Source organism: Bradyrhizobium sp. T-1 (genome assembly GCF_053592855.1).
Window position 1 is genome coordinate 5,204,203 of record NZ_CM132115.1, and the last position, 23,033, is coordinate 5,227,235.

24 protein-coding genes and 1 pseudogene are annotated in these 23,033 nt (G+C 59.7%); 4 read left to right on the forward strand and 21 right to left on the reverse strand.

The annotated features are described in order from the left end of the window. Window positions 1-18: 18 nt before the first annotated feature. From ACWAT4_RS25275 to dctP, 5 genes are all read right to left on the reverse strand, one after another. Window positions 19-1,326 (reverse strand): NtaA/DmoA family FMN-dependent monooxygenase, encoded by a 1,308-nt coding sequence (locus ACWAT4_RS25275; RefSeq protein ID WP_449728327.1) that lies wholly within the window; start codon window positions 1,324-1,326, stop codon window positions 19-21. Window positions 1,327-1,377: 51 nt separating this feature from the next. Further along, the gene (locus ACWAT4_RS25280; protein ID WP_449728328.1) at window positions 1,378-2,553 is read right to left on the reverse strand and encodes an alpha-hydroxy acid oxidase; all 1,176 of its coding nucleotides are present in this window, start codon (window positions 2,551-2,553) and stop codon (window positions 1,378-1,380) included. A gap of 212 nt (window positions 2,554-2,765) precedes the next feature. Then, window positions 2,766-4,064, reverse strand: a complete 1,299-nt coding sequence (locus tag ACWAT4_RS25285; protein ID WP_449728329.1) for a TRAP transporter large permease — start codon at window positions 4,062-4,064, stop codon at window positions 2,766-2,768. Then, window positions 4,061-4,627, reverse strand: coding sequence for a TRAP transporter small permease (locus ACWAT4_RS25290; RefSeq protein WP_449728330.1), 567 nt, complete (start codon window positions 4,625-4,627; stop codon window positions 4,061-4,063). Before ACWAT4_RS25290 ends, ACWAT4_RS25285 begins: the two co-directional genes overlap by 4 nt. A 5-nt stretch (window positions 4,628-4,632) precedes the next feature. Then, window positions 4,633-5,631 carry a TRAP transporter substrate-binding protein DctP gene (gene dctP, locus ACWAT4_RS25295; protein ID WP_449728331.1) on the reverse strand — a complete coding sequence of 333 codons (999 nt, stop codon included), beginning with the start codon at window positions 5,629-5,631 and terminating at the stop codon, window positions 4,633-4,635. A 235-nt stretch (window positions 5,632-5,866) separates the two neighbouring features. Here dctP and ACWAT4_RS25300 point away from each other — a divergent pair. The 3 genes and pseudogenes from ACWAT4_RS25300 to ACWAT4_RS25310 form a co-directional block, all read left to right on the forward strand. Continuing rightward, window positions 5,867-6,017: pseudogene (locus ACWAT4_RS25300) on the forward strand (NAD-dependent epimerase/dehydratase family protein); the annotation flags it as partial. A 173-nt stretch (window positions 6,018-6,190) separates the two neighbouring features. Next, window positions 6,191-7,351 carry a hypothetical protein gene (locus tag ACWAT4_RS25305; RefSeq protein WP_449728332.1) on the forward strand — a complete coding sequence of 387 codons (1,161 nt, stop codon included), beginning with the start codon at window positions 6,191-6,193 and terminating at the stop codon, window positions 7,349-7,351. 253 nt (window positions 7,352-7,604) lie between these two features. Beyond that, complete coding sequence (locus ACWAT4_RS25310) at window positions 7,605-7,937, forward strand: DUF5658 family protein (protein ID WP_449728333.1); 333 nt, start codon at window positions 7,605-7,607, stop codon at window positions 7,935-7,937. A gap of 107 nt (window positions 7,938-8,044) precedes the next feature. On the opposite strand, the gene ACWAT4_RS25315 is transcribed toward ACWAT4_RS25310, so the two are convergent. The 15 genes from ACWAT4_RS25315 to ACWAT4_RS25385 form a co-directional block, all read right to left on the reverse strand. After that, window positions 8,045-8,581, reverse strand: coding sequence for a tetratricopeptide repeat protein (locus ACWAT4_RS25315; protein ID WP_212302627.1), 537 nt, complete (start codon window positions 8,579-8,581; stop codon window positions 8,045-8,047). Between the two features lie 215 nt (window positions 8,582-8,796). Further along, window positions 8,797-9,198 (reverse strand): hypothetical protein, encoded by a 402-nt coding sequence (locus ACWAT4_RS25320; protein WP_449728334.1) that lies wholly within the window; start codon window positions 9,196-9,198, stop codon window positions 8,797-8,799. Between the two features lie 12 nt (window positions 9,199-9,210). Beyond that, on the reverse strand, window positions 9,211-10,839 hold the full coding sequence (locus ACWAT4_RS25325) for a type II and III secretion system protein family protein (RefSeq protein WP_449728335.1): 1,629 nt from the start codon (window positions 10,837-10,839) through the stop codon (window positions 9,211-9,213). Between the two features lie 462 nt (window positions 10,840-11,301). Then, the gene (locus tag ACWAT4_RS25330; protein WP_449728336.1) at window positions 11,302-11,694 is read right to left on the reverse strand and encodes a TadE/TadG family type IV pilus assembly protein; all 393 of its coding nucleotides are present in this window, start codon (window positions 11,692-11,694) and stop codon (window positions 11,302-11,304) included. Window positions 11,695-11,717: 23 nt separating this feature from the next. Beyond that, the gene (locus ACWAT4_RS25335; RefSeq protein WP_449728337.1) at window positions 11,718-13,046 is read right to left on the reverse strand and encodes a pilus assembly protein TadG-related protein; all 1,329 of its coding nucleotides are present in this window, start codon (window positions 13,044-13,046) and stop codon (window positions 11,718-11,720) included. Window positions 13,047-13,055: 9 nt separating this feature from the next. Beyond that, entirely contained in the window at window positions 13,056-13,493 is a 438-nt protein-coding gene (locus tag ACWAT4_RS25340) for a hypothetical protein (RefSeq protein ID WP_449728338.1), read from the reverse strand. 27 nt (window positions 13,494-13,520) lie between these two features. Beyond that, window positions 13,521-14,216, reverse strand: a complete 696-nt coding sequence (locus ACWAT4_RS25345; protein WP_449728339.1) for a methyltransferase family protein — start codon at window positions 14,214-14,216, stop codon at window positions 13,521-13,523. Then, window positions 14,176-15,072: a type II secretion system F family protein gene (locus tag ACWAT4_RS25350; RefSeq protein WP_449728340.1), complete on the reverse strand. Its 897-nt coding sequence runs from the start codon at window positions 15,070-15,072 to the stop codon at window positions 14,176-14,178. The genes ACWAT4_RS25345 and ACWAT4_RS25350 overlap by 41 nt, the downstream gene beginning before the upstream one ends. Further along, entirely contained in the window at window positions 15,069-16,001 is a 933-nt protein-coding gene (locus tag ACWAT4_RS25355; RefSeq protein ID WP_449728341.1) for a type II secretion system F family protein, read from the reverse strand. The genes ACWAT4_RS25350 and ACWAT4_RS25355 overlap by 4 nt, the downstream gene beginning before the upstream one ends. Beyond that, entirely contained in the window at window positions 15,998-17,434 is a 1,437-nt protein-coding gene (locus tag ACWAT4_RS25360; protein WP_449728342.1) for a CpaF family protein, read from the reverse strand. Before ACWAT4_RS25360 ends, ACWAT4_RS25355 begins: the two co-directional genes overlap by 4 nt. Then, entirely contained in the window at window positions 17,431-18,627 is a 1,197-nt protein-coding gene (locus tag ACWAT4_RS25365; protein ID WP_212425624.1) for an AAA family ATPase, read from the reverse strand. The genes ACWAT4_RS25360 and ACWAT4_RS25365 overlap by 4 nt, the downstream gene beginning before the upstream one ends. Then, a complete protein-coding gene (gene cpaB / locus ACWAT4_RS25370; RefSeq protein ID WP_449728343.1) occupies window positions 18,627-19,553 on the reverse strand; it encodes a Flp pilus assembly protein CpaB in 927 nt (308 codons plus the stop codon). The genes ACWAT4_RS25365 and cpaB overlap by 1 nt, the downstream gene beginning before the upstream one ends. Window positions 19,554-19,587: 34 nt before the next feature. Continuing rightward, window positions 19,588-20,094, reverse strand: coding sequence for an A24 family peptidase (locus tag ACWAT4_RS25375; protein WP_449728344.1), 507 nt, complete (start codon window positions 20,092-20,094; stop codon window positions 19,588-19,590). Between the two features lie 234 nt (window positions 20,095-20,328). After that, window positions 20,329-20,538, reverse strand: a complete 210-nt coding sequence (locus tag ACWAT4_RS25380) for a Flp family type IVb pilin (RefSeq protein ID WP_449728345.1) — start codon at window positions 20,536-20,538, stop codon at window positions 20,329-20,331. Between the two features lie 125 nt (window positions 20,539-20,663). Next, complete coding sequence (locus ACWAT4_RS25385; protein ID WP_449728346.1) at window positions 20,664-20,873, reverse strand: hypothetical protein; 210 nt, start codon at window positions 20,871-20,873, stop codon at window positions 20,664-20,666. 503 nt (window positions 20,874-21,376) lie between these two features. On the opposite strand from ACWAT4_RS25385, the gene ACWAT4_RS25390 reads away from it, so the two are divergent. Next, window positions 21,377-22,201: a sterol desaturase family protein gene (locus ACWAT4_RS25390; protein ID WP_449728347.1), complete on the forward strand. Its 825-nt coding sequence runs from the start codon at window positions 21,377-21,379 to the stop codon at window positions 22,199-22,201. A gap of 17 nt (window positions 22,202-22,218) precedes the next feature. Here ACWAT4_RS25390 and ACWAT4_RS25395 read toward each other — a convergent pair whose 3' ends face one another. Beyond that, window positions 22,219-22,704 carry a pilus assembly protein N-terminal domain-containing protein gene (locus tag ACWAT4_RS25395; protein WP_212302432.1) on the reverse strand — a complete coding sequence of 162 codons (486 nt, stop codon included), beginning with the start codon at window positions 22,702-22,704 and terminating at the stop codon, window positions 22,219-22,221. Window positions 22,705-23,033: the final 329 nt, after the last annotated feature.

A 23,033-nucleotide genomic window follows, 5' to 3' on the forward strand; every position in this document is an offset into this window, starting at 1 on the left:
CGGCGCGGTATACGCGGCTCAGTTCATGAAGTTGTCGCGCAGGGTTTCGCTCTCGTAGTCGGTGCGGAAGATGCCCCTGGCCTGCAGCAGTGGCACGACCTCGTCTACGAAATTCTCGATGCTCCGAATGTTGGTCGTCGGCGTCACATTGAAGCCGTGACAGCCGCTCGTGCGCCAGAGATGCTCGAGTTGGTCCGCCACCTGCTTGGGGGTACCGACAAGCTGCGGCATGCCCGCCGTCGCGCCGAAGACGCGTGCGGCGTCGCGCGCCGTCGCATTGCCATCGCCGGTCATGTTGGCCAGCGCCATCAGCATGCCGCGCGAGGCGTCCGTCGTGTTGGAGGCCAACGGGCGATCGAGGTCGATCTTGCTGAAATCGATGCCGAGCGTACCGGACATCCGGCTAAGTGCGGCATCGAGCGGAATGCGCTCGAAGATCTCGGCCTGGCGACGCTTCGCCTCGGCCTCGGTCCCGCCGAGCACGCATTGAATGCCGAAGATCACCTTCGGCGGCTCGGTGCGGCCTTGGGAGATCGACGAGTCATTCAGCTTGTCGACGAAGGCCTTCATCGCCTCTTCTCTCGCCTGGATCGAAAAGACCACGTCGCTGTGCTTGAGCGCGAACTCCTGACCGCGTCCGGACGATCCGGCCTGGAACAGCACCGGACGTCCCTGCGCCGATGGCAGGGTCGGCGGAACGGTGTGGCAGCGGTAGTGAGCCCCCGCGAAATCGACGACGGAGATTTTCGTGGGATCAGCGAATTCACCCGTCTGCCGGTTTGCCAGGATCGCGCCGGGCTGGACCCCATTCCACAATGCGTGGCAGATCTCCATGTATTCATCGGCCTGATCGTAGCGACGGTCGTGCTCGATCTGATCGAGGCCAAGGGCACGGTGCTCTCCGCGTAAATGGCCCGAAACGATATTCCAGCCGACGCGCCCGCCGCTAAGATAATCCAACGTCGAGAGACGGCGCACGGTGTGGTAGGGATGCGTTCCCGCCGTCGACAGCGTGACGGCGAGCCCGAGATGCTTCGTCTCGGCCAGCATCACGCCGAGTAACGCCATCGGATCGTGACAGGGCCATGTGACGCCGTAGCGGACATAGTCCTCGAAACTGTCCTTGTAACGCTCCATTCCCCCCGGCGTATCGGCGAAGAAGGCTGCGTCGAACCGCCCTCGCTCGAGCGTGCGCGCAAGACGCTTCCAGTGCTCGAACAAACGCAAGCCTTCGACACGATCGTCCTCGGGGTCGGCCCAGCTCAGCGCCGTATGGTTGATCGGGCTATGCATGTAGAAACCGATCAGATGCATGCGTTTGGTCACGTCGTTCCTCGCTGGAGTTTTCTGAATTGATCCGGTGGCTCGCAACCCCTGCTAGTTTCGTCCCATGCGTCGATCGAGGAGGTCGAAGAGGCTATCAGGTCCGGCCTTGTCGACGTCGATCCAGCCGAGCTGTCCCATCAGAAGACTGACCTCCTGGCGCATGATGTCGAACACCTTGCACGCCCCCGCCTCGCCCGCCGCCGCAACACCGAACATCGCTGGCCTGCCGAAAAAAGCGGCCTTGGCACCAAGGCACAGCGCTTTCGCAACGTCGCCGCCGCGGCGAAAGCCGCTGTCGATCAACAGCTCCATGCGGCCGCCGACCACGTCGGCAATTGCTGGCAGCACGTCGATCGAGCCGGGCGCGCTGTCGAGCTGTCGCCCGCCATGGTTGGACACCATCACACCGTCGGCGCCGAGCTCGAGACATTTCAGCGCGTCGGCCGGATGCATCACGCCCTTCACGACGAGTGGGCCGTCCCAGGCCTTGCGAACCTGCTCCAAAATCGACCAGGTTTGCGCGGGCGCGGGCGTCTGCTCGCCATAGAGATCGGCAACCGAGTTGGCGTTGGCGCCTTCGGCAGCATAGGGCCGCCAGTTCTCCATCATGGGAATGCCGCCCTTGGTGAGATACCGATAAGTCCAGCCCGGCCGGCTCAATCCCTGCGCGATCACCGACGGTGTCATCTTCATCGGCCGACGGAATCCGTTGCGCACGTTGCGCTCGCGCTTGCCCATCACCGGTGTGTCGATGGTCATCAGCAACACGCGCACGCCGAGCGCCTTGGCGCGCCGGACAAGATCGAGTGTGATGCGTGGGTCGCGCGTGCCATAGATCTGGAACCACGTCGTCTTGGGCGCGTGCGCCATTGCCGCCTCGATGGAATCGCAACTCGCGCTCGACATGATGTAGGGGATGTCAAAACGCGCGGCGGCGCGTGCGATCATGAGATCTGCGCCGGGGCGAAAGAAGCCCGCGATGCCCATCGGCGAGACGCCGAACGGGCTCGCATAGTCGTACCCGAACAGCTTGACCGTCTGACGGCGCTTCTCGATGTCGACGAGATAGCGCGGCAGCAGCTTGTAGCGATCGAACGCGGCACGATTTCGCTCGAGCGCCACCTCACCATCCACACCGCCATCAATGAAGTCGAACGCGATGCGTGGTAGACTCTTGCGCGCCAGAATTCTGATATCGTCGAAATTGATTGCTTGATCGAGCCGCATGATGACTTGCTGGTTGAGCGATCCGTGTCGTCATTATTCGACGATCGGATCGCAGGAGAGAATTGGCCAAATCTTGATACTGACTATCAGTCGACGTGATGATCCGTCGCGCGATCTCACGTTGAGCAAAGCGAAGCGGCACGGCAGTGAAGGCGCGCGCGTTCGTACGTGCCATGCGAGGCCGCGCAGTCATTCAGTAGCGCCCTGGCCCATCACCCCATGCGGGTCGGCAGAAACAACGCGAGCTCCGGCCAGATCGCGAGCATGAAAAGAAGAATCAACATGATCAGATGGAACGGGACCGTTCCCATCACGACCTCGCTGAGCTTGCCGTCCCAGATGCTCTGAATGACGAAGAGATTGATCCCGATCGGCGGAGATATCTGGCCGAGCTCGATGAACATCACGAGCATCACACCGAACCAGATCGGATCGACGCCGTACTGGGCGAGAATAGGATAGAGCAACGGCACCGTGATCACGATCATGCCCAGGCTCTCAACGAGACAGCCGAGGACGGTGTAGAGCACGAAGATCGCCAGGAAGAATTCGACCTTGCTCAGATGCAGCCCGACCACGAAGGCGGTGACGTCATCGCCGACGCCTGCATAGCTGATCGCATAGGAGAACAGGAAGGCCGCGTAGACGATGAACAGGATGTTTCCGACGACCTCGACCGTCCGATGCATGGCGGCGACGAATTTCGACCATGTCAGCTCGCCCCAGATTGCTGAGATCGCGATTCCGAACAGGCACCCGATGGCTGCCGCCTCGGTCGGCGTGGCGAGTCCTGAATAGATGCTGCCGAGGATGAATCCGATGAGGACCGCAAATGGCAGAACGTCGGTGAGAGCGCCGAGGACTCCCGCGACGCTCCTTGTCAGCACCTCGACCGGCGCTGCACTCGGCTTGATGGTCGTGTAGACAGCAATGTAGATCATGAACATGGCGGTCAGGATCAGGCCCGGGATCACCCCCGCCATGAACAGCTTGGCAACCGATGTCTCGCTGAAGGTCCCGTAGACGATCATCGCGATGCTCGGTGGAAACAGGATGCCGAGCGTGCCTCCGGCCGCCAGCGAACCCGCGGAGAGCCTACGATCGTACTTCCGCTGACCGAGCTGAGGCAGCGCGACGCTGCCGATTGAGGCGGCGGTCGCGATGCTCGATCCGCTGATGGCGGCAAACACCGCGCATCCCGCAATGTTGGTTTGCAGGAGGCCGCCGGGAATGCGGGCGACCAGCACCGAAAGACCGCGATAGATCCTGAAGCTCAATCCGCTCTTCTGCAGGATTTCCGCGAGCAGGATGAACAGTGGAATTGCGGTCAACGTGAAGCTGTCCATGCTGCCCCAGCTGACCAGACCCAGGCCGTTGAACGCATCGAAGCCGTTCTGCATGAAGAGATAGACGGCTGCGGGAATGGCAATGGCGAAAGGCACCTGCATGCCCAAACCAAGGAGCGACAGGAACACCGTAAAGGCGACGATAAGTTGAAGACCCGGACTCATTGGCTACGGCTCCGCCATCCAACGGCACTGAGCCAACGAACGTCCGCCCAAAGCGATTTCACCAAGGAGTAGCAGAGGGCCGCGATTCCAAGCGGCATGCTCAGTTGCGGAATCCATAGCGGGGTCCCGAGAAGGGTTGCGGCGAAATCGCCCCCCTCCCAGCTCCGCAGCACGAGGCGCGTGAGCTGCCAGAGCAGAAGCAGGCAGAAGGCCAGCGAAATCGCGTCAAAGATCAGCTTGCGTAGCGCATGGCCGCGCTCACCGAGCCGACCGTCAATGAATTCGACCTTATGAAAGGCGCCGCTCACGAAGCATGTCGACAGGCTCAGGAACGAGACGCCGACGAGAAGATATCCGCCGAGTTCGTCCGCCGATTGTAGCGAGAGGCCGAGCACGTTCCTCAGAAAGACCTCGCTTGCGACCATGAGGATCATGGAGACGATGGCGAACTCGCAAAGCCAGCGACAAAGCCGTTCGACCCAGCCTTCCGGAGGCTGCGAACGACCGGGGGCGGCGACGCCTCCGGCATCGTCGAGCGTCGGGGTTTTGGAAGACGACACCATGTCCTTCAACGCCCCAGAGCCTTGCGGACCCTGCTCAAGAGTTCGATCGCTTCAGCTCCCTGGCCCTTCGCCCAGTCGTCGTAGTAAGGCTTGATCCGCTGTTCGGCGTCCGCGACATCAGCCGCAGACGGCATAGTTTCCGTCATTTGCGAAGCCAATTTCTGCGTAAGTTCGTGATCCTCGGCAGCCATTGCCTTCGTCGTCTTGTCCGTGATCTCGCGGATCGTGTCCTTTACCGTCGCCTGCACGGACGGCGACAATTTGTCCCATGCGCGCTTGTTCACCAGGAGGAGCGAGCTGACATAGCCGAGATTGAGCCGGTAGTTGTATTTGAAGAGATCACGCCAGACATAGCCATAGCCCGAGCTTGCCGTAATCGCGCCGTCGACGACGCCACGATCGAGCGCAGCGGGCACTTCCGCAGTCCCCAGTGTCACCGGAGATCCGCCCAATCGCTTGATGAACTCTCCCTGATCGGGCGAGATCACTCGGATCTTTTGACCCTGGATGTCCTTCAGTGACCTGAGCTCCTTGCGCGACCAGATCACCTGCTCCGGAAATACGTATTCGCCGACCACGACGATGCCGCGCTTGGCATAGGCCTCACTCAGCGCGGGCGCGAGGATGGCCGACACCTTCTCGTATTCCGCCGGATTGTGAACGAGCATGGGCAGGCGGACGACGGCGCCGACCGGCACGCTACCGAGAAAGAAGGCATCGTCGCCCAATTGAACGATGTTGTCAGCGACAGCCTGGGTGATGTCGGTCGCTTTGATTTGCAGTGTGCCGCCCAGATGCAGCTTGACCGTCAGTTCGCCATTCGTCCGCTTGCCGATCTCGTCGAACAGTTCCGCCAGGCCCTTGGCTGCAGTCACGGTGGCGACTGAGTTGTAGGTGTAGGCGTTCCACGTCTGGCCCGCCGAACTCGGCGACGCCTGCGTCCCCAGGCCACACATCCCCAGCAGGCCGGCTGCGGCAAAGGCCGCATGACGTCGTCTCAGCATTCGGACTTCCTCCCCCAACGGTCCATGTTTCTTGTATTGCCGGGACGTGTTCGCCCCTGGTGTTGCGTTGCGACAAAGGCGGTCGCCCGGCCAAAGCGCTACTGAGTTTTGTTAGCACATGGTCATCCAGCTCGATTGGGCATTTTCCTGATGAGATCCATCGGCACGAATGATGGATCGCCCTAGCCAAATGCCATCCAGTTCGATGACCAGCACGGTTCGAGGACTAGCCCGATTCGCGTCTTGCGGCCCGCGCGTGCTCGGGAACGATGGTCGTGTCGTCTCCAACTTCGTGGTGAAGGCGCTGCGCGGCGAGCCGATCACGATTTATGGCGGCGGCACGCAGATGCGGAGTTTCTGGCTTCGTCGACGATCTCGTGCGCGGCACCGCAGGCCCGCCCCGCCGCGCGCAGCCGGCTGCGCCCCATCCCGCCCCGTTAGGCCCTCTGAGCCTGAGGCGTGCTATAGTCCAGGCTTCGTCGACGGCGGATCAATCCCATTCGATCTGGTAATCCGAGTGTCCTCGAATCAAGGATAGAGCGTGCAAGTTACGTTAGCTATGCTGGACGTTCTGGCCAAGTGTCGCGACGGGCGCGCCACTCTTGAGGTGCTTGTCCGGGAGGTGACCTCCGCCGAGGGCCAAGTGAGGGCAAGGCGATTTCTGGAATTCGACAACATCGATGCGCTTCCGGCCGGCCTCGTCATCGAGGAGAATGATGGCCTGAGAATCACCGAGACCGGCCGTGCCGTCTTGCGAGCTATCGAAGACCTCGGAGAATCCTACCCCGGGAAAAATTCCCTTGCACGCTTGCCTTCGCTCAAGAAGATCGACGATCTGATCGGCACGGAGATGCGCCAGAAGATATTCAACCTGGATCTGCAACCTCGCAGCGGCGGCGCAGATTTCGAGCCGGCGGACGATCAGGCAACCATTGATCTAGACGACGCCGGGCAACCTGATCGGATTGTTGAGCAACCTGCCGATGAGCCGACGAATTCAGACGCGCTCGAAACTTTCCCCGCAACACATACGCCGCCGGCCTGGACTCATGCACCGCCGGTCTCGACGGTAGATTTTGGGAAGCTCAAAGCGACCTCCGACACGGCGCCTTCCGCCAGATATATCCCGCTGGCGTCCAGCATGAAGCGTTTTGGCAGCATCCTGAGAGGTCACATCGAGCAAGAGGCCCCCCATGTCGGCAACGTCTCCGGTGGCGGAACAAGCGGTCTCGTCCTTTCGATACTCGCGCTGCTCGGGATAATCCTCTGCGCCGGAGCGTACATCGCCGTCACACAGATCAAATCGCTAAAGTCAGAGATCTCGACCCTTGAGCGGCAACTCGAGTCACTCAAGAAGCAGGCGGCCAACTCCGAGCCACGGCAGAAAACCAGTGCGGATCAGAAGATCCCGCCGCCGGTCGTAGCGGCAGACAACGACAAACTCCCTGCGGAGCGCCGTCCCACTGCGCCGAGCCTCACTCTTTCGCCGGACGAGATCCGGCTCATCCGCGAATACATCAAACCGTCTCCCGTCAAAGGCCCCGCGGCAAAACCAATCAGCGTGGGCGATCCTGTCGTCGTTGGGACCATCCCTCTGCCTTCCCCGGTAACCGACAAAGTGCCGAAGTTGCTGGGTGCGCGCTTCACGATCCAGAACGGTGCGATCATCATCCTTAAGCGCGACAGCCGTCAGGCAGATGCGGTGCTGCAATCGAATTGAACCGCTTGGCTCATCTCTCGGTCTCGAGACAAGCTTTTAACCTGGGTTCATGTCATGATTGGCCTGATTGTTCAGGCGCATTGTCTTGCCCCCCAGTCACAATCTAGGATTGATAGAATTCTGAGCAGCGTTCGGGAGCTATATCCCGCCTTGGCGGCGAAGGAACCATTGCCTTCGCGTCAGTGTTAAGGAAAATTAAGACGTTTCAGCTAAGGAGCTACGGTCCGACAATCTTCGGCACCGGGAGCGTGAAATGAATGGGGCCCACACGGTGAGCGCAGAGCAACTGCACAAGAGGACATCCCTGATTAAGTCACTCCTGTTGTTCTGCGGCTTCTTGCTGGGAGTCGCAGATCTCGCGACCACAAACGAGATTCTTCATCTGGGATTGGGCGAGTTGAACCCGTTCATGCGCCTGGCCCAGGAAACACTCGGCGCTTGGTGGCTCATTCCCAAGCTCGGTTTGACCGGCATGGTCGTCTGGTTGCTTTGGCATAGCAAGAATGTGCATAATATCGCGCTTGTCGTGGCCTTCCTCTCGACGCCCGTACTGAACAATCTCATCATTATCGCGGGCACGAACTGAGCCAATTGCTGGCCATCTGCCCGCAAGCACGTTCTCATCAAGCCTGACGTCGGCCGCGCAACGCTGCGTTGCACGCGGCACCTCAGAATCAGCGCGGATTATTCTGCTCAGGGCTGATTGTTCGGCGGTCTTTCGATAAATCGCCGGCTACCGTTGAGGAGCTCGAGATTGTTGGCAATAACCGGGTTACCCGGATCGAGCGAATAGGCCTTCTCGAACTTCCGCCGCGCCGCGCTCAGGTTTCCGCGCAGCATGTAGGAATATCCCTGATCGTTGAGAATCTGAACGGTCTCGCCCCCCAGCCGGATCGCCTGCGTGTAGGCCTGATCGGCGAGATCGAAGCGGCGCAGCTTGTCATAGCTCGCCGCAAGCCCGATCCAGGCTGTCACGTCCTTCGGCGCCTTCTCGACCGCATCCTTGAAATAGCGTTGAGAGATTCCGTAATTGCCGCGGTTGTATTGCTCCAAGCCCATGCGCACCGGCTCGTCGGAGGGATAATATTTGACATCCGTCGGCTCCTGCACAGGGTCCGCGCCCGGTGGATCCACGGGAGCGACGATCGCCGCTTCCCGGGTCGTGTAGTCGCAAGCCCCAAGGCCGGTCGCCAAACCGCAACAGATCAACGCTGGCGCGAGACGGTGCATTCCTCGCCCCATTCCCCGACTCCAGCGCATCTCTTGCACCCATCGAAATATCATCGCAAAACTACCTACGAGAACACACGCCAGGACCAAAACTGCGGTGAGCGCCAGAACAACGGCGCATCTTCCATTCCAGTCCCTTCCCCCTTCTCCCTCGGCATCTCAGCAACGCCGAAAGAACCGAACCCCAGGCGAATACTCAGGATGCCGAGGCTCATCTAACGACTAGGCGCCCCTACTCCGACAGCCACCGATCCTCCGGTCCCCGCACCCAGCCCGGTTGTGTTGACGTTCTGAATCGTGGTGACGGGCGGTGGCTGGCCCATGGCCTTCGTCGGATCGCCCATATCGGGAAGCTGATCGACCGGCCGCGTCGTGGTGCCGTAGCGCTTCACAGCCTCGCCCGTACGCCGCGCGTCGTAGGCGATCCTGCGATCCCCAACGTAGGCGGGCCATGGATGAATGGTATGGGTGACCGCGTTGACCTCTTTGGCATTGCCGGCGCTCATCGTGATCGTGTCGGAACGCTGGACGTAACGGTCCATCTCGTCATGACCGGCAAGGCCGTAGCAGCCCCCGAGCAGAAGGGGCGCGATCAGAGCGAGATATCTGATGGTCATCTCTCGCCTCCTCTAGTTGAGCGTTTTCACGACCGGCTGGTCGACAGCAGCGGCCGGAGCCGCGACGGGCGCCCTGACTTCAGGAGCGATGATGTGGCCATAGGGCCCCTTCACCTCGCCACCCGAATTGACGTAGTCGTCGTAACGCTTGCGGACTTCCATCTGGCCATTGAGGAAGAAATCGACGTCGTTCGCCGGCAGGCGCGAGTCGAGCGGCGAAGCCAGTTGCTGCCCAGGCGCCGCCGGCGCGACCAGGCGCGGCGTCACGATGATGACCAGATCCGTTTCCTGCTGCTGGTACGACTTGCTGCTGAACAAGGTTCCGATCACGGGCACCGAACCGATCCACGGCAATTGCGAAACGTCCTGCCGGTTCCGCGTCTGGAGCAGCCCGGCAATCGCAAAGCTCTGGCCGTCGCGCAGCTCAACCGTCGTTCGCGCGTCGCGGCGGGTCAGCGCCGGAATAGTCGTGCCAGCGATGGTCACCGCGTTGGAGAAATCGAGTTCGCTGACCGAAGGCTCGACGCGAAGATTGATCACGCCACGCGACAGCACGGTAGGAACGAAAGCCAGTTCAACACCGAATTTCTTGTAGTCGATCGTAACGGTCGGCAATGCGCCGGCTACCGCCGTAGAAGCTATCGGCACCGGAAACTCACCGCCGGCCAGGAAGCGGGCGGCATCCCCTGACAGCGTGGTCAGGTTCGGCTCCGCTAAGCGGCGAGCCAATCCCTTGGTTTCGAGCGCCGAGATCAACAAGTCGACCGAGCCGCCGCTGCTGGTTCGGATGATGCTGGTCAACAGGCTTCCAAACGGGGCCGGGGCTACACCGCCCGCAGCAGTACCAAGAAGCGTACCTACCGTGCCGAGTACTGGCAGGCTGCCCGTCGGGGGAGCCCCGACGGCACCGTTGACACCACCGATAGGCTGTCGACTGGCCGTCGCCGCGCCAAGTCCCGTATTTCCGACATTGGTCCCGTTGGCGTTCGCCGCATAAAGGTTCACGCCCAGTTCGCGCCCGGCGTCCCGGTTGACCTCGAGAAAGCGAACCTCGAGCATCACCTGCTGCGGCGCAGCAACACTCATGGCATTGACGACGATTCCCCCCTCAGGAATGCTGCCTTTTGCAATCGTGAGGGCCCGCTCCGCGACGACAGCATCTGCCGCCACTCCGCTCAGCACCACCTGACCTTGCGATGCCGCCACGCGAATACCGCGCGCGCCGGTGCTGGATTGGATGTTCTGCTGAAGATTGCCGATGTCGACGTTCACCTCGACGTCGAGAATGCCGATCTGCGTCATCGAGCTGTCGAACAGGACGACGTTGGTGGTGCCGGTCTTCTTGCCCTGGACGTAGATCAGGTGGTCGCTCAGCGACTTCACGTCGATGATATCGGGGGAACCCGCGACAATCGTCGAAAACGCCGTATCGACACGGAAGGTGCGCGACTTGTTGACCGTCACCTTGACGCGCTGGACGTCGTTCATCTCACTGACGAAGACGCCGCCGGGAGCGCCCCGACGATCAGCCGCGTCCGCAAGAGAGGAGAAACCAAACAGAATCAGCGCGGCCCCCAGACGCACCGTTCCCCAAGGGATACCTCCCCCTCCTGCCTTGTTCAAAAGGCGACCGCCACCCATCGGATTCCCCATTGCCGCGTTCTACGGCCAACCCGCGAAATGCACCCCTCGGCGTGCTAACGATTATCCCCCGCAGCACGCCAACGGATCTTACTACTCGGTCCACTATAAATCGTTACTTCGTATTTTCCTTAGCAACACCCGACGAGGTTGAGCCAAATCGGCTGCCCCAAGGGGTGCTGGAGTCACCCGCACCAGGCGCCCCCCTGTTGCGGAGCATGACCCCTCAAACGTCGGAGTTGCAAGGAAAGACCCTGCCGAACTCTTCGCATTCGGAGGAAAGTTGCTCGATGTTGCCGGGGAGCATCACCTGCCCCACCTGCGCACGAAAATCCGCAGCTCGCCCGCAACATATTTCGATAACCTCCAATAGCATTGTCTATTAAATACTATTTAAATTAAATCGCGTCAGACGGGCGATGGTATCTTGGTCGCTGCGCTGGGCGCATTGCCGTCCCATTTCTAGAACGGCACCTGCGTGCTTGCGCTGGGCGCGTTGAATGATGAGCCCCAGATCGGGTTCAACATGGTGAAATTCGGCTGCGATGCGGTAACAATCAACGGAGACGTCGCTGCCGCCGGCACGTTCAGTGTGGGCGTGAGACCGCCGTTGTACAAAAACGGCGCGACAGCCTGTTTAGCTGAAGCCGTCGGAAGAGGGTCTCCGCTACAGGTGGGAGTTGTCTTGTTGACCGCGGCATTGATGTAGCAATCATCGATCATGATCGACCGCGCGCCGGCATTCGCAAGGGCCCGCAGCGATTGCATCGTGATGGCGTAGCGGGCGAGATCAAAGACAGAAAACACCAGGGTGAAGAATGCAGCGGCAATGATGCAGAACTCGAACGCCGCCACGCCTCTGTTATCCAGCCTTCTCATCACTGCACCAACCGCACGGTCTGTACGTTAGGCCCAGGAGCTCCCCCTCCGAATGATTTGCACCCCGAATTGTCCAGCGACGTGTTACCGGAAAAATTCACGGAGTAAGCGATGACTTGATAGCAACCAGGGTTGGGCGCAGATGAGCTGCTATTCCCTCCATAGTTCAAAGGCGAATTTGGCACATAGACCGTACCGTCGAAATAGCTGGTCGTGCTGCCACTGAGAGTGACGCTCTTGCTCTTCGTAGTTGTTTCGCCATCATAGAGAAGCAGACCAGCCATCAAACTTAAAACGGACGACGAAAAGGGCCCCGCAGGAGACGACATTGCCTTGAGCTGGATCGTCGGCCCTCCATTAATCGTCAGCGTCGCGCTTCCGAACAATATCAGGGTCGCCGTTCCAGTGATCGTCGTCGACGCACCACTTATCGTGACATTTCCATTGAAATAATAGGTGCCGCTTAATGTCGTGCTGTTTAAGGTCTGACTACCCCCATTATAACAAGCGCCTGCCTCATACGATTTCAGACCTGATCCACCACACGACTTGTTGGGGAAATCCGATGTCTTCAGCGCCGTTATCGCTGTATTCACCGAACTGAGCGGATCGGGTATCGGCTGCTGGTACGTTTGCACATTGGTACATTGGCTGCCCCCAGTCTGCGAACAGCCTCCCACCGTGTAGCTTGGCGCATTGATGTTGAGACCATTATTGCCCACAAATCCAATCGAATTTGCCGCAGTGCTATTCGACGAGATGCCGCAATCCGGAGAACTCAGCGTCGGGCTGCCCTGGAAGGTGATGGGGTCCTTCAATGCCAGAACGCACGGAGGCTTTGCCAACGCAGACACTCGTGCCACGGCGGTTGCCCCAACGGTGACAGTGGACAAGCCGAGCAGTACCGCGAGAGACGTGTTCTGCTGCTGGGTGACGGTGGCCTGGACGTAATTTCCGCTGACACCATTCCAAGACGCCAGCGAAGCGATCGTGACATTCTGAGATGTGCCGGCCGGAAGACTTCCGCTGCACGTCGATCCGGAATACGCGGAGTCGCCCGTGTTACAGAACGAGTTCTGCGAGGCCGCCTGCTTGCCGCGATAAATGTAGCTCTGAGAGGAGTCACAACTCGTGCTCGCGGACAGAGTGCAAGCAACCGTCAAGCCGCCCGAATAGGCCGCGGCATCGGCGGCATTCTGTGCATGTTGCCTGATGACATACCAAGACCCTGCTTCAGCCCCGAGCGCGACCGCACCGATGAGCGGCACCAGCGCGACGACGGTGGCGAATGCGACCGAACCGCGGCGGGAACGAAGCAAGTCACGCATGGGACACCTTCATTGAAACTGCTCGGTATATGTCAGCGTGAAAGTGCAATTGCCGCTGGCACACAATACCGAGCTCAGCACGATTGGCGCCAACGTAACGCTGGTCGAATAGGAGTAATACATGGGAGGAACGTTGTTGCCCGAGGAACAAACAACGTTGCCGTTGCCGCATATCAGCTGAAAATTGGAAATGGGATAGTTGGAATCTGCCTTGGCTGTCGCAGCCGATACCCAACTAGACGGATTGGTGACGTCCGGTGGAGGCGAGTACAGGATGGCTTGCCCGAAGGCACGCAATGCTTGCCACGCCGATATGTAACGGAAGCCCGCAACAGCAACGTCGGCAAGGGGCAAAAGCAGGCTGATGATTATGAACAGATAGACAATTGGCATCTCAAACGCGACGGTGCCGCGCTGATCTGCGATGAATGAACGTTTACGCCTCATGGGCCCAATCCAGCCGGCCATCGGAATTCACCAAACGAACGGAATCAATCTCCATCGTGACGCTTCATAGCTCGCATATTCGGGGCAGGTTCGCCGAAGGAGATCCTCCTCGTAGAGAATCCGGCACACCTGAACGCCGATATGCAGGACCAAGATGGCGACCGCCGCAGCGCTCAGATATTGCAAGACGGCGCCGATGATCGCGATTTCTTCCGCGAGATAGAGCGGGTGCTTGATCCAACGGTAAGGCCCGGTCTGCACCACCGAACGCGCCTGCGGCACCAAGCTGAACGACTTGCCGAGATGACGGATGGTCACGAGCATCATGATCATGCCGGTCAGCACGAAAACGGTGGACACCAGGTTTGGCAGCGCCGCATCGGTCTTGTCGAAGAAACTGATCGTCCACGGTAGATAGGTGCCAACGAACGCAGCGATGCGAGGCCATATGCCTTCCGCCTGCGCTTTGGCCGGCGGCCGTGACAGGACCAGCAACCCCAGCAGTGTGTAGAAGATCGCAAGGCAGAGGCTCGACAGCAACGATGGCCAGGGATCCGCAAGTGACGTTCCAAGCTTCATTGCAGCGACGACCGCCAGCAGCATGAACCATGTGCTGCCCAGGATCCGCATCGTCCGATCGTAGGACCCGTTTCTCGAAATGGTAATCGTGCTCATAGTGTCCCTACTTGAACGTGCGAATGAGATGTAAAAACGGGCTTCCACCCAGAATGACGAACATGGCTGGAAGCAGGAATAGCACCATCGGAATGGTCAGCTTCGCGCCGAGCTTGTGCGCCTTCTCTTCCAGCTTGGTGATACGCTCCCTGCGAAGATCGACGGCGATGCTACGGAGAGCCTGGCTCAACGGCGTTCCGTATTGCAGGCTCTGGCTGACCACAGTGCCGAAGCGACGAAGGCCTTCCGACGTGGCCCCCAATCTCTCGAACGCATCGGCGCGATTCGGCAAGACGCGGAGATCGTCGAGCAGACCGTTCAGCACCTGCGCCATGGCGGGACTGGTCTCCTTCATTTCCTCCGCGATGCGCTGCACGCTGCTCTCGAGGCCCATTCCCGCTTCGCTGCACACGACCAACAAATCGATTGCGTCCGGTGTGCCCAGCCGGATGGCCGCATCGAAGCGTCGCTTCAGCGCGTAAAGAAACAGCCGCGGCCCCATGATCCCGATCACGACGCCGACGAGTGTGAAGACCAGAGCATTGCTGAGCGGCTTGCCAGAAAGCTGTGCAGTCAAGAAGGCGGCAATCGGAAAGACGGCGGTGCTGACGGATTTGACGCCGATCCAGATCGGCAAGGTCCGATGATGATTGAGACCTGACGACTGGAGGATCGTTCGTAGCTGCTCCAGATTTTCCTCAGCATAGAAGCGTCGAAAGCGCCGTCCGACCGACGAAAGCCAGTCGATCATGTCCTCGGAGGGCGCCGCTCTACCCGGGACGCCAAGCACGGCCTTGGACACCCGAGCGTCCAATGTACGAAAATGAATTTCGCGGATGAGCAACACGAACGTCGCAGCAGCCGCGGCAGTCGCGAGAACCATCACACCGAGACTAGCACTCATAGTGCCGTCTCCCTCTTGATCATCCACTGTATGACAAAATGCCCGACAATGACGGAGCCGATGGCGTACGCCAGCAGCTTGTTTCCCGTCGGATCACTGAATAGCAGGTCGATCGATTGCGGATTAGCCATGTAGAGCAGCCCGCCGACGACGACGGGGGCGCATGAAAGCGCACGCGAGGAAAAGATCACTTCGCCTGCGAGAGCTTTCGCACGCGCCGCAAGGGCTACCCGCTGGCTCACTGTCTCACCCAAAGTACTCAAGGTTTCCGCCAAGCTGCCGCCCGACTTCAACTGCACCGCCAATGTCACCGCAAACATGGCATATTCCGGCACGAGCGTTCGCCGATATACGGCCTCCACAGCTTCTTCAGGAGATCGTCCCAGGTTCAATTCGCTGCACACGATCGCAAACTGCCCGGCTGTCGGCTCCGGCATTTCTCGGGCAATCGTGCGAAACGCTTCGTTGACTGGCAGGCCGGATCGAACAGTACTTGTAACCAATTGGATCGCATCGGGGAGCTGCCGGAACAGCTTATTGGCAAAGCGGCGCTGTTGCCATCCGAACAGGCCCCGCACGACCAACAAGGCCACGAGCGAGGCCGCGAGAGACACTTCGGCGATCCCAAATCCCAGCAAACGATTGGCATAGAAGACCGCCGCGGCTCCAACTGTTCCGGCCAGCAGGACGTAGGCCGGATGCCAGGCGTAAGTGATCTCAGGATTGAATTTGGCGAGGTGCTGCAGGGTCACCCAGCGAGACTTCGCTTCCAAGCGACGAATCGAGGGCAGGCTGTCGGGATGCGAAGCCGGTAGAGCGACCGCGACCTGACGATTGATGCGTCTTTGTCGCGCATCGAGCCACAACGACGTGATGGTTGCGCACAGCAGCAACACCAGGACGATAGCGATCAGCGATTCCAGCGTCATATTTGCCTCATAGCCTCGGCCCAGGCTCGATCGAGACCGAAATAGACAAGTCGGCTCTTGAACTTCGGGACTGCGTTCGTGGATTTGTACGTTCCCGATATACGCCCGTGAGCGTCTTCCTCCTGGTACTCGAAGGCCGCGATGTCGTTGGTGGTGATCACGTCGCCTTCCAGGCCGATCACCTCGCTGATCTGGACAATACGGCGCTGCCCGTCCCTCATGCGCTCGACCTGGACGATGACGTCCAATGCGGCGACGATCTGCGCGCGAATGGTTCGCGAAGGCAGATTGACCTGCCCCATCTGCACCATGTTTTCCACGCGGGTCAGGGCATCGCGCGCGCTGTTGGCATGAACGGTGGAGATCGAGCCGTCATGGCCGGTGTTCATCGCCTGCAGCATGTCGAACGCTTCGGCGCCGCGCACCTCTCCGACAACGATACGGTCGGGCCGCATGCGCAGAGCGTTCCACAGCAGATCGCGCTGGGTGACCTGGCCGGTACCCTCGAGACTGGGGGGCCGGGTCTCGAGGCTGATGACGTGGGGCTGCTGAAGCTGCAGTTCGGCCGCATCCTCGATGGTGACGACGCGCTCGCTGTGATCGATGAACTCACTCATCGCATTCAAGAGCGTCGTTTTGCCGGAGCCCGTTCCTCCGGAAACGAGAACATTGAGCCGCGCACGGGAAGCGATCTCCAGCAGTTGTCCGATCGCCGCCGTCATCGAGCCGTTGTCGATGAGACCGGCCATGCTCAGTCGGCGGCTTGGAAACTTGCGAATGGATATGCAGGGGCTATGGATCGCGAGCGGCGGAAGGATGATGTTGACGCGGCTACCGTCGGGCAACCGGCAGTCCACCATCGGACTGGATTCATCGACGCGCCGTCCGACCTGCGAGGCAATCTTCTGCGCGACCGACGCGATATGATCGTTGTCGCGGAATCGTACCGCAATCCGCTCCAGCTTGCCTCGCCGCTCGACATAAACGTTACTCGGCCCGTTGATCATGATGTCGCTGATCGTTTCGTCCAGCAGCAGCGCGCGCAGAGGGCCGTAGCCCGTCATGTCGTCGGCAATCTCGTCTGCAAGCTGCAGCTGTTCGCGACCCGACAGCTCCAGCCGTTCTTGATTCGCGATCCCGTGGATGATTTCCTCGATCTGACGCCGAAGAACCTCGCGCGGGACGGCCGCGGCCGCCGATGGGTCTATCTGCTCCATTACCCGTTCGCGCAACGATGTCGGCATGACGGGATGATGAACCACAGGTTCGTCGTACTTGGGCGGCGGCTCAGGCGAGACTGCTGGTGACGCGGCCGGGCTCGCCGCCGACGCGGGCAGATCGAGCGGTTGCGCAGCCGCGATCGACGGCGACGCCGCCAAGCGCACCCTTAACGCGGGCAGTTCGTCTTCGGGCCGTTTGCCAAACTTCTTCATAGCCCAAGCAACCTTCTCAGGCGTCCCTTCCCCTCACCGCCGACGCCGGTGATCTCCCGGACGATCGGAGCGAGGTGACGTCGCAATCCCCTGACATGCTTGAGCGCAGGAATTCCGAGATTGACCGCCTGTGTCATCCCCTTGCCAAGATCGGGAATGACCATGTCAGGCTCCGCGCCCAGAGCCTTCACCATAGTTGCCCTGGGCAGTCCTCCCGCACGATTGGCACGATTGAGCAGGGTGAAAACGCGATCCTTGCCCGCAATGTTGGTAACGGCCGCGCGGAGTGCATGCGCATTACGAAGGCCCGTGACCTCGGCCTCGAGCAGCACGAGCACATGACGCGAGAGCGTCAGCACCGGATGCATGGACGGCGGGAACGGGACCGGCATATCAACGACGATGTAGTTGAACCGCTGGCGAAGCAGGCCCAGCACGTGCCGCACGCCCGCCTCGGTGATATTGAGTTGGGCATCCAACTCCTCGTCGGCCGAAATGAGGGAAACACGCTCGTTCACCTCAATGGCCGCGCGCTCGATGAACAGCGTGTCTGCCCGCATCGGGTTCTCGAGAGCGATGCGCAAGCCCGCTCCTGGCTGAACGCCGAGCATCACCGCGGTCTCACCGCCCTGCAGATGGAGATCGAGCAAGGCGACTTTGGCCTTGGTCGTCTCCGCCAGTTGCAGCGCGAGATTGATTGCGATGCTGGTTGCGCCGGCCCCTCCCTGCGCTCCGCAGATCGAAACCACATGCCCACCACGATCGGAGTGAACGGACGAGACATCGCCAAGCAGCTTCGGACGCAACTGATCGAGCACCATGTCACGCGTCAGCGGCCGCGGCAGATATTCGGTCAAGCCGAGCTCCATGAGCTCGCGATAGAATGTGATTTCCCTGCTCTCACCGATCAGTGCCACCCGTACGCTGGGCGGACAGACGCTCGCCAGCCGCTCCAGCTCGGCGAATGGATCGTCGATGCCACTGATGTCGGTGACCAGCGCAAAAAGCTCTGTGTCGGTCTCGAGCATCTTGATGGCGTTGCGGATCGTACCTCTCTTGATCGACAGGTTACTGCCGTCGAGGCCCTTGCGGAGTGCGGCGGCACTCTCTTCGTCGTCGACGAAACAGACGATCCGGTCACGGGACACCGCAGGTGTCATGTCTTCGGGCGGATTGAGCAAGGCGATGTTCATCAGCGCTTCTCCGACTGTTTGCCGGCATATCCCATTGCCGTCGTCGTGCGGCGAGCACCATCCGGTGTCCCGTCGCAGCTCACGGCCCGGTCGCTGTCATCGGCATCCTGCTTCCTGACCGAGTATTGCTTGACCTCGCCGCCGGAGTGAACCATCACCGCCGTGCTCTGCCCCGCGAGTGCATTCTGCCTGGCGAGCTCCGGCGACACATCGCAGCTGGACACGACGCCAACGTCTGCCTTTTCCCACTGATCGACTGCCGCCCGCACCGCTAAAGAAAGCGTACCGAGCTGCTTTGCGACCGTGATTTTCTTGACCTGCTCGGCCGAAAGTTCCAACGATACCGTTTGCGCGATCTTGCCCAGCGCGGCCGAGGCCGGTCGCCCGCCCTGCACGATCTCCTGGTCGATCGCGATAATCCGGATGTTACGGAGAACGGTCTCGCTCAGGGCACGACGGGCGGGATCTGCTTTCTCGAACACCTGGGTCAAAACGACGTCCACATGGTCGCCCGGCCTGATCAGGCCCGCCACGCCGGTCTCTTCGTCAACCTTGATCGTGATCGCGCGGCTATCCGGCGCCAGAACGCTGGCGAGGAAGCCGCGATCCCGCGGCCGCAATATATCATCGAGTGTCACGGGACTGCCGGCCTCAACAAACTTGCGCACCAGCGAGCCGGGTAGCCCGACTTTGGAGTCGGGAGTTTCGAGGATGGCTCCTGCCGGAACCCGCTCTCGCGGCACCGAGCGCACAGTGAAATCCTCTTCGCGGGCCAACGTGCCTCTCGGAAGCGCGCGTGCTGCGACGAAATAGCCCACCGTCGGAGGCAGCGCGGGCGCCTTCTCCGCCACTTCAACAGGGAGCTCTTTCGGCAGATTCATATTGTAGGCGATGAGACCCAGCGCCGTGGCTGCGAGCACCAGCACCGCAATGATTGATAAGCGCAAAGCGGATGACATATTAATATCCTTTGCTCAAAACAGTCCAAATACCGCCGCACGCGATGGCGACGCCGTAAGGTAGCGGCGCGTGGCGCAAGTGACGCCACCGCTCCACCGCATAGACGCGGCGCACCAGCGACGATCCCGCAGGCGCGAGCTTCGGATGTGGCAAGTAGCGCATCATGCAATGCACCAGCGCTAGCACTCCGCCTGCGAGTGCAGTTACGACCAGCAATTGCATCATCCCGGCGACCGGCAGGCCGACCGCTAATGCAACTAGCAATTTGACATCGCCGCCCCCCATCATTCCGCGTTGGTAGATGGCAAAGAGCAACACAAACACGATCGCGGCAGCGACGAGGGATTCAGCGACTTGCACGGGGCTGGACAATTGAACGGCGATGCCGAGCACAGCCAGTGCCGCACAGATCTCGTTTCTGATCGTTCGCGTCGCAACATCAACGGTTGCGACATACAGCAGCAAAATGACTTGAAGAAATGAGACTACGGCAACAATCCAACTCATAGAACACACCCTCGAAGAACGTTCGGGTATCGTCCAATTTCCCAGCGCGATCCGTCAGGCGCATCAAGCGCCACTATTAGAGCGAAGCCAAAAGCTCCGACCGCGCGACCTAACTCCGCCGCCGTCGAGTTGAATATAGCAGTATCAATAAACTAGCCGCTGCCAAACCAAACCCGCCAGCGAAGGAAACTTCGTGCGATACTCGGAGATCATCTCTCCGAGCACGCAGCAGCATTAGGCGGCATTGGTCACAGCCGTGGTGATACTGGTGATCGCGGTTTTCAGCGCAGCTCCAATACCTGTGGTGGCGTCCGTACCAAACGCAGCAGCGACCGCGCCGACGATGCAGGCGGCAACGATCACATACTCGAACGACACAACGCCATCCTTATCCGCCCGAAAGTCCCTCAATGCTTCGGCGGCCTGAACATAAAGCTTGAACATGGCTAAACCCTTTTAAGCGACTATTGAATGTTGCGTTATCAAGATGGTCTGTTGGCAGCGGGGCTGCCAACAGAAAGTTCAATTAGACGCGCAGACAATCGCTTCTCCGAGCGCGCCACTTCACATCAGGCTGCGTTACTCACAGCAGTGGTGACTTTGGTGATCGCGGTTTTCAGCGCCGCTCCAATACCTGTGGTGGCGTCCGTACCAAATGCAGCGGCGACTGCGCCGACGATGCAGGCGGCAACGATCACGTACTCGAACGACACAACGCCGTTCTCATTTGCGCGGAAAGCTTTGAGGGCTTCGGTGGTCTGAACATAAAGCTTCAGCATGAGTGAATATTCCTTCTGTAAAACATGAACACGCAGTGCGGTCAGCAGCAGGCAATGGCTCTGCCAACTGAAAAAAATTCTACAATGATTGAATTTAAATTGTCGACTGATAACCGTTCTTTAAGCTTACTAATTGGAATTAGAGCCGTATATCTTCGGATATATAGACAGCTTTCGCTCCGTAAAATTCCGGGAGCGAATATCGGAATTCGGCAAAAGCTCAGTCTGCCAGATGAGCAATTCGCAGCGAAGGCGCGATCCGCTCGTGGCTCGACATGCACTGCGCAACACATTCCGCTTGGCCGTTCACCCCGAAAATTTCAACGGAAGATAGTGCGATCTCTCGTGCATCGATCTTGATTGAAGGAAACACCTTCATGCAGGTAGGATATATTCATTGCGATGCATCGAGACCGCATCTGCCGACGATCTATCAGAAGCTTTCCGTCCGTCGCGCATGATCCAGATGATGCCGTGCTGCCGTTTGCTCAGCGAGATTTCGAATGCTGGAAAATCTATTATCGGCACTCAAGCTCAGCTTGCTCGCGTTCTTGATATTTATTCCCGTCGAATACGTACTTGCCTTGCGCCCTCGGAAACTCTTTCGCCGCGGCATTCTGACGGACATCGCGTTTCTATTTTTCAATATGTGGCCGGTATCGCTTGGCTTGCTCTTCTTCTGGGTCCTGGGCGCCCTCGCCTCCGTCTGGATCGTGCCGACATCCATTCAGCATGCCGTCGGAGATCTTCCCTTCTGGGCGCAGGTGCTGCTGGTCATGTTTCTAGCTGATCTTGGAATCTACTGGTCTCATCGCATGCTGCATACATATCCGACGCTATGGCAGATCCATGCGGTGCACCACAGCGTCGAAGACCTGGACTGGCTCGCAGCCGTGCATCAGCATCCGCTCGACCTCATTTTCATGAAGGGATGCTCGCTGCTTCCTGCGCTTTCGTTCGGCTTCTCGGAGGAGGCGATCGGCACGTATCTCTTGATAGCCTATTGGCAGGCGTTTCTGGTGCATGCCAATGTGCGGATCAACTTTGGCCCGCTTCGCTACTTGTTCGTATCGCCCGATTTTCATCATTGGCATCACAGCAGCGAACGCGAAGCGCGCGACAGAAATTACGCCGCGCACTTTGCCTTCATCGATGTTCTGTTCGGAAGTCAGTACCTGCCTATCGGCAAGAGAGCGCAAGCCTTCGGGGTCGATCACCCGATGCCTCGCGGCTATCTCCGTTTGCTCGCTTATCCCTTCTTCGCATGGCGCCAGAGATCAGGAGACAGCACGAAAGAGCGGCACGCGGATCATGCCAGCCGAACATAAGCGCGCGGCAAGCAACTTCAGCGCTGCTCGTCTTTCGTCGCCTCGCTGTTTCCTCCGCTCCGTTGCCGCGTCTGTGACACGGGTATCTTGTCCGGGTCAGCGCGACCGCAGCCGGTATTTGAGCAGTAAAATCCGAGGAAATCCTTGGCCTCGCTATCCTTGGCGTCCTTTAGCCCGTATATCTTGACCAAGCCTTCCGTTTGCCCAACCACGATGTTGGAGCGATGGACGACGTGGCCATCCGGCGCATAGGCGGTCATCAACACCCGGCCCGGCGTGAGAGCCCGCACCGTGAACGTCCGATCCGTCTCAGGAATGACTTGGGCTACGCCTTCGGAGGACAGAGTAAACTTTGTCACCGGTTCATCAAATGCAAACGTGCGCGTCTGTTCGGCCCGCAGCTCGATCGTATCGGCTGCGACGAGTTCCCGTGGCGCCTGAGCATTTGCAAAGCCTGCGACAATTGCAGCGCTGACTGCGCAGCAGACCAATAAATAACGCATGTTCGATCCTATATTGCGATCGCAGCTTCGCGATGTTACTCGCACCTCCGTTCCGTTTCAATTGCCAAGCGCGGGCTTCGCAGCGCACCGGCAAATTGTAGCCCGATGAAGAGGTCGCCACCTCGGCGGAGCTGGTTGAAGCGCATGGCCGGATTCGCGCAAAGATGCAGCAAGGCGGAACTGAGGTCGGCAAGCTTCGTCAAAAACAATTGCCTCAACAAATTGTTATCGATACCATCGTCAGGTCCCTCACGGTCGGGAGTCTGGGCTGCCCAAGCTCCCGCCGAGGCTGGCTCCGCATACCAAGCAAACATCGCGTTGAAATGAAG

What these genes read in the sequence shown, in the direction of transcription:
- ACWAT4_RS25395 (WP_212302432.1), bottom strand. Translation starts at nt 22,704, where the DNA reads ATGCGTTATTTATTGGTCTGCTGCGCAGTCAGCGCTGCAATTGTCGCA.
- ACWAT4_RS25315 (WP_212302627.1), bottom strand. Translation starts at nt 8,581, where the DNA reads ATGCACCGTCTCGCGCCAGCGTTGATCTGTTGCGGTTTGGCGACCGGC.
- ACWAT4_RS25310 (WP_449728333.1), top strand. Translation starts at nt 7,605, where the DNA reads ATGAATGGGGCCCACACGGTGAGCGCAGAGCAACTGCACAAGAGGACA.
- ACWAT4_RS25355 (WP_449728341.1), bottom strand. Translation starts at nt 16,001, where the DNA reads ATGACGCTGGAATCGCTGATCGCTATCGTCCTGGTGTTGCTGCTGTGC.
- ACWAT4_RS25325 (WP_449728335.1), bottom strand. Translation starts at nt 10,839, where the DNA reads ATGGGTGGCGGTCGCCTTTTGAACAAGGCAGGAGGGGGAGGTATCCCT.
- ACWAT4_RS25375 (WP_449728344.1), bottom strand. Translation starts at nt 20,094, where the DNA reads ATGAGTTGGATTGTTGCCGTAGTCTCATTTCTTCAAGTCATTTTGCTG.
- ACWAT4_RS25365 (WP_212425624.1), bottom strand. Translation starts at nt 18,627, where the DNA reads ATGAACATCGCCTTGCTCAATCCGCCCGAAGACATGACACCTGCGGTG.
- ACWAT4_RS25285 (WP_449728329.1), bottom strand. Translation starts at nt 4,064, where the DNA reads ATGAGTCCGGGTCTTCAACTTATCGTCGCCTTTACGGTGTTCCTGTCG.
- ACWAT4_RS25290 (WP_449728330.1), bottom strand. Translation starts at nt 4,627, where the DNA reads ATGGTGTCGTCTTCCAAAACCCCGACGCTCGACGATGCCGGAGGCGTC.
- ACWAT4_RS25305 (WP_449728332.1), top strand. Translation starts at nt 6,191, where the DNA reads ATGCTGGACGTTCTGGCCAAGTGTCGCGACGGGCGCGCCACTCTTGAG.
- dctP (WP_449728331.1), bottom strand. Translation starts at nt 5,631, where the DNA reads ATGCTGAGACGACGTCATGCGGCCTTTGCCGCAGCCGGCCTGCTGGGG.
- ACWAT4_RS25380 (WP_449728345.1), bottom strand. Translation starts at nt 20,538, where the DNA reads ATGTTCAAGCTTTATGTTCAGGCCGCCGAAGCATTGAGGGACTTTCGG.
- ACWAT4_RS25385 (WP_449728346.1), bottom strand. Translation starts at nt 20,873, where the DNA reads ATGCTGAAGCTTTATGTTCAGACCACCGAAGCCCTCAAAGCTTTCCGC.
- ACWAT4_RS25360 (WP_449728342.1), bottom strand. Translation starts at nt 17,434, where the DNA reads ATGAAGAAGTTTGGCAAACGGCCCGAAGACGAACTGCCCGCGTTAAGG.
- ACWAT4_RS25280 (WP_449728328.1), bottom strand. Translation starts at nt 2,553, where the DNA reads ATGCGGCTCGATCAAGCAATCAATTTCGACGATATCAGAATTCTGGCG.
- ACWAT4_RS25320 (WP_449728334.1), bottom strand. Translation starts at nt 9,198, where the DNA reads ATGACCATCAGATATCTCGCTCTGATCGCGCCCCTTCTGCTCGGGGGC.
- ACWAT4_RS25350 (WP_449728340.1), bottom strand. Translation starts at nt 15,072, where the DNA reads ATGAGTGCTAGTCTCGGTGTGATGGTTCTCGCGACTGCCGCGGCTGCT.
- ACWAT4_RS25340 (WP_449728338.1), bottom strand. Translation starts at nt 13,493, where the DNA reads ATGAGGCGTAAACGTTCATTCATCGCAGATCAGCGCGGCACCGTCGCG.
- ACWAT4_RS25390 (WP_449728347.1), top strand. Translation starts at nt 21,377, where the DNA reads ATGCTGGAAAATCTATTATCGGCACTCAAGCTCAGCTTGCTCGCGTTC.
- ACWAT4_RS25335 (WP_449728337.1), bottom strand. Translation starts at nt 13,046, where the DNA reads ATGCGTGACTTGCTTCGTTCCCGCCGCGGTTCGGTCGCATTCGCCACC.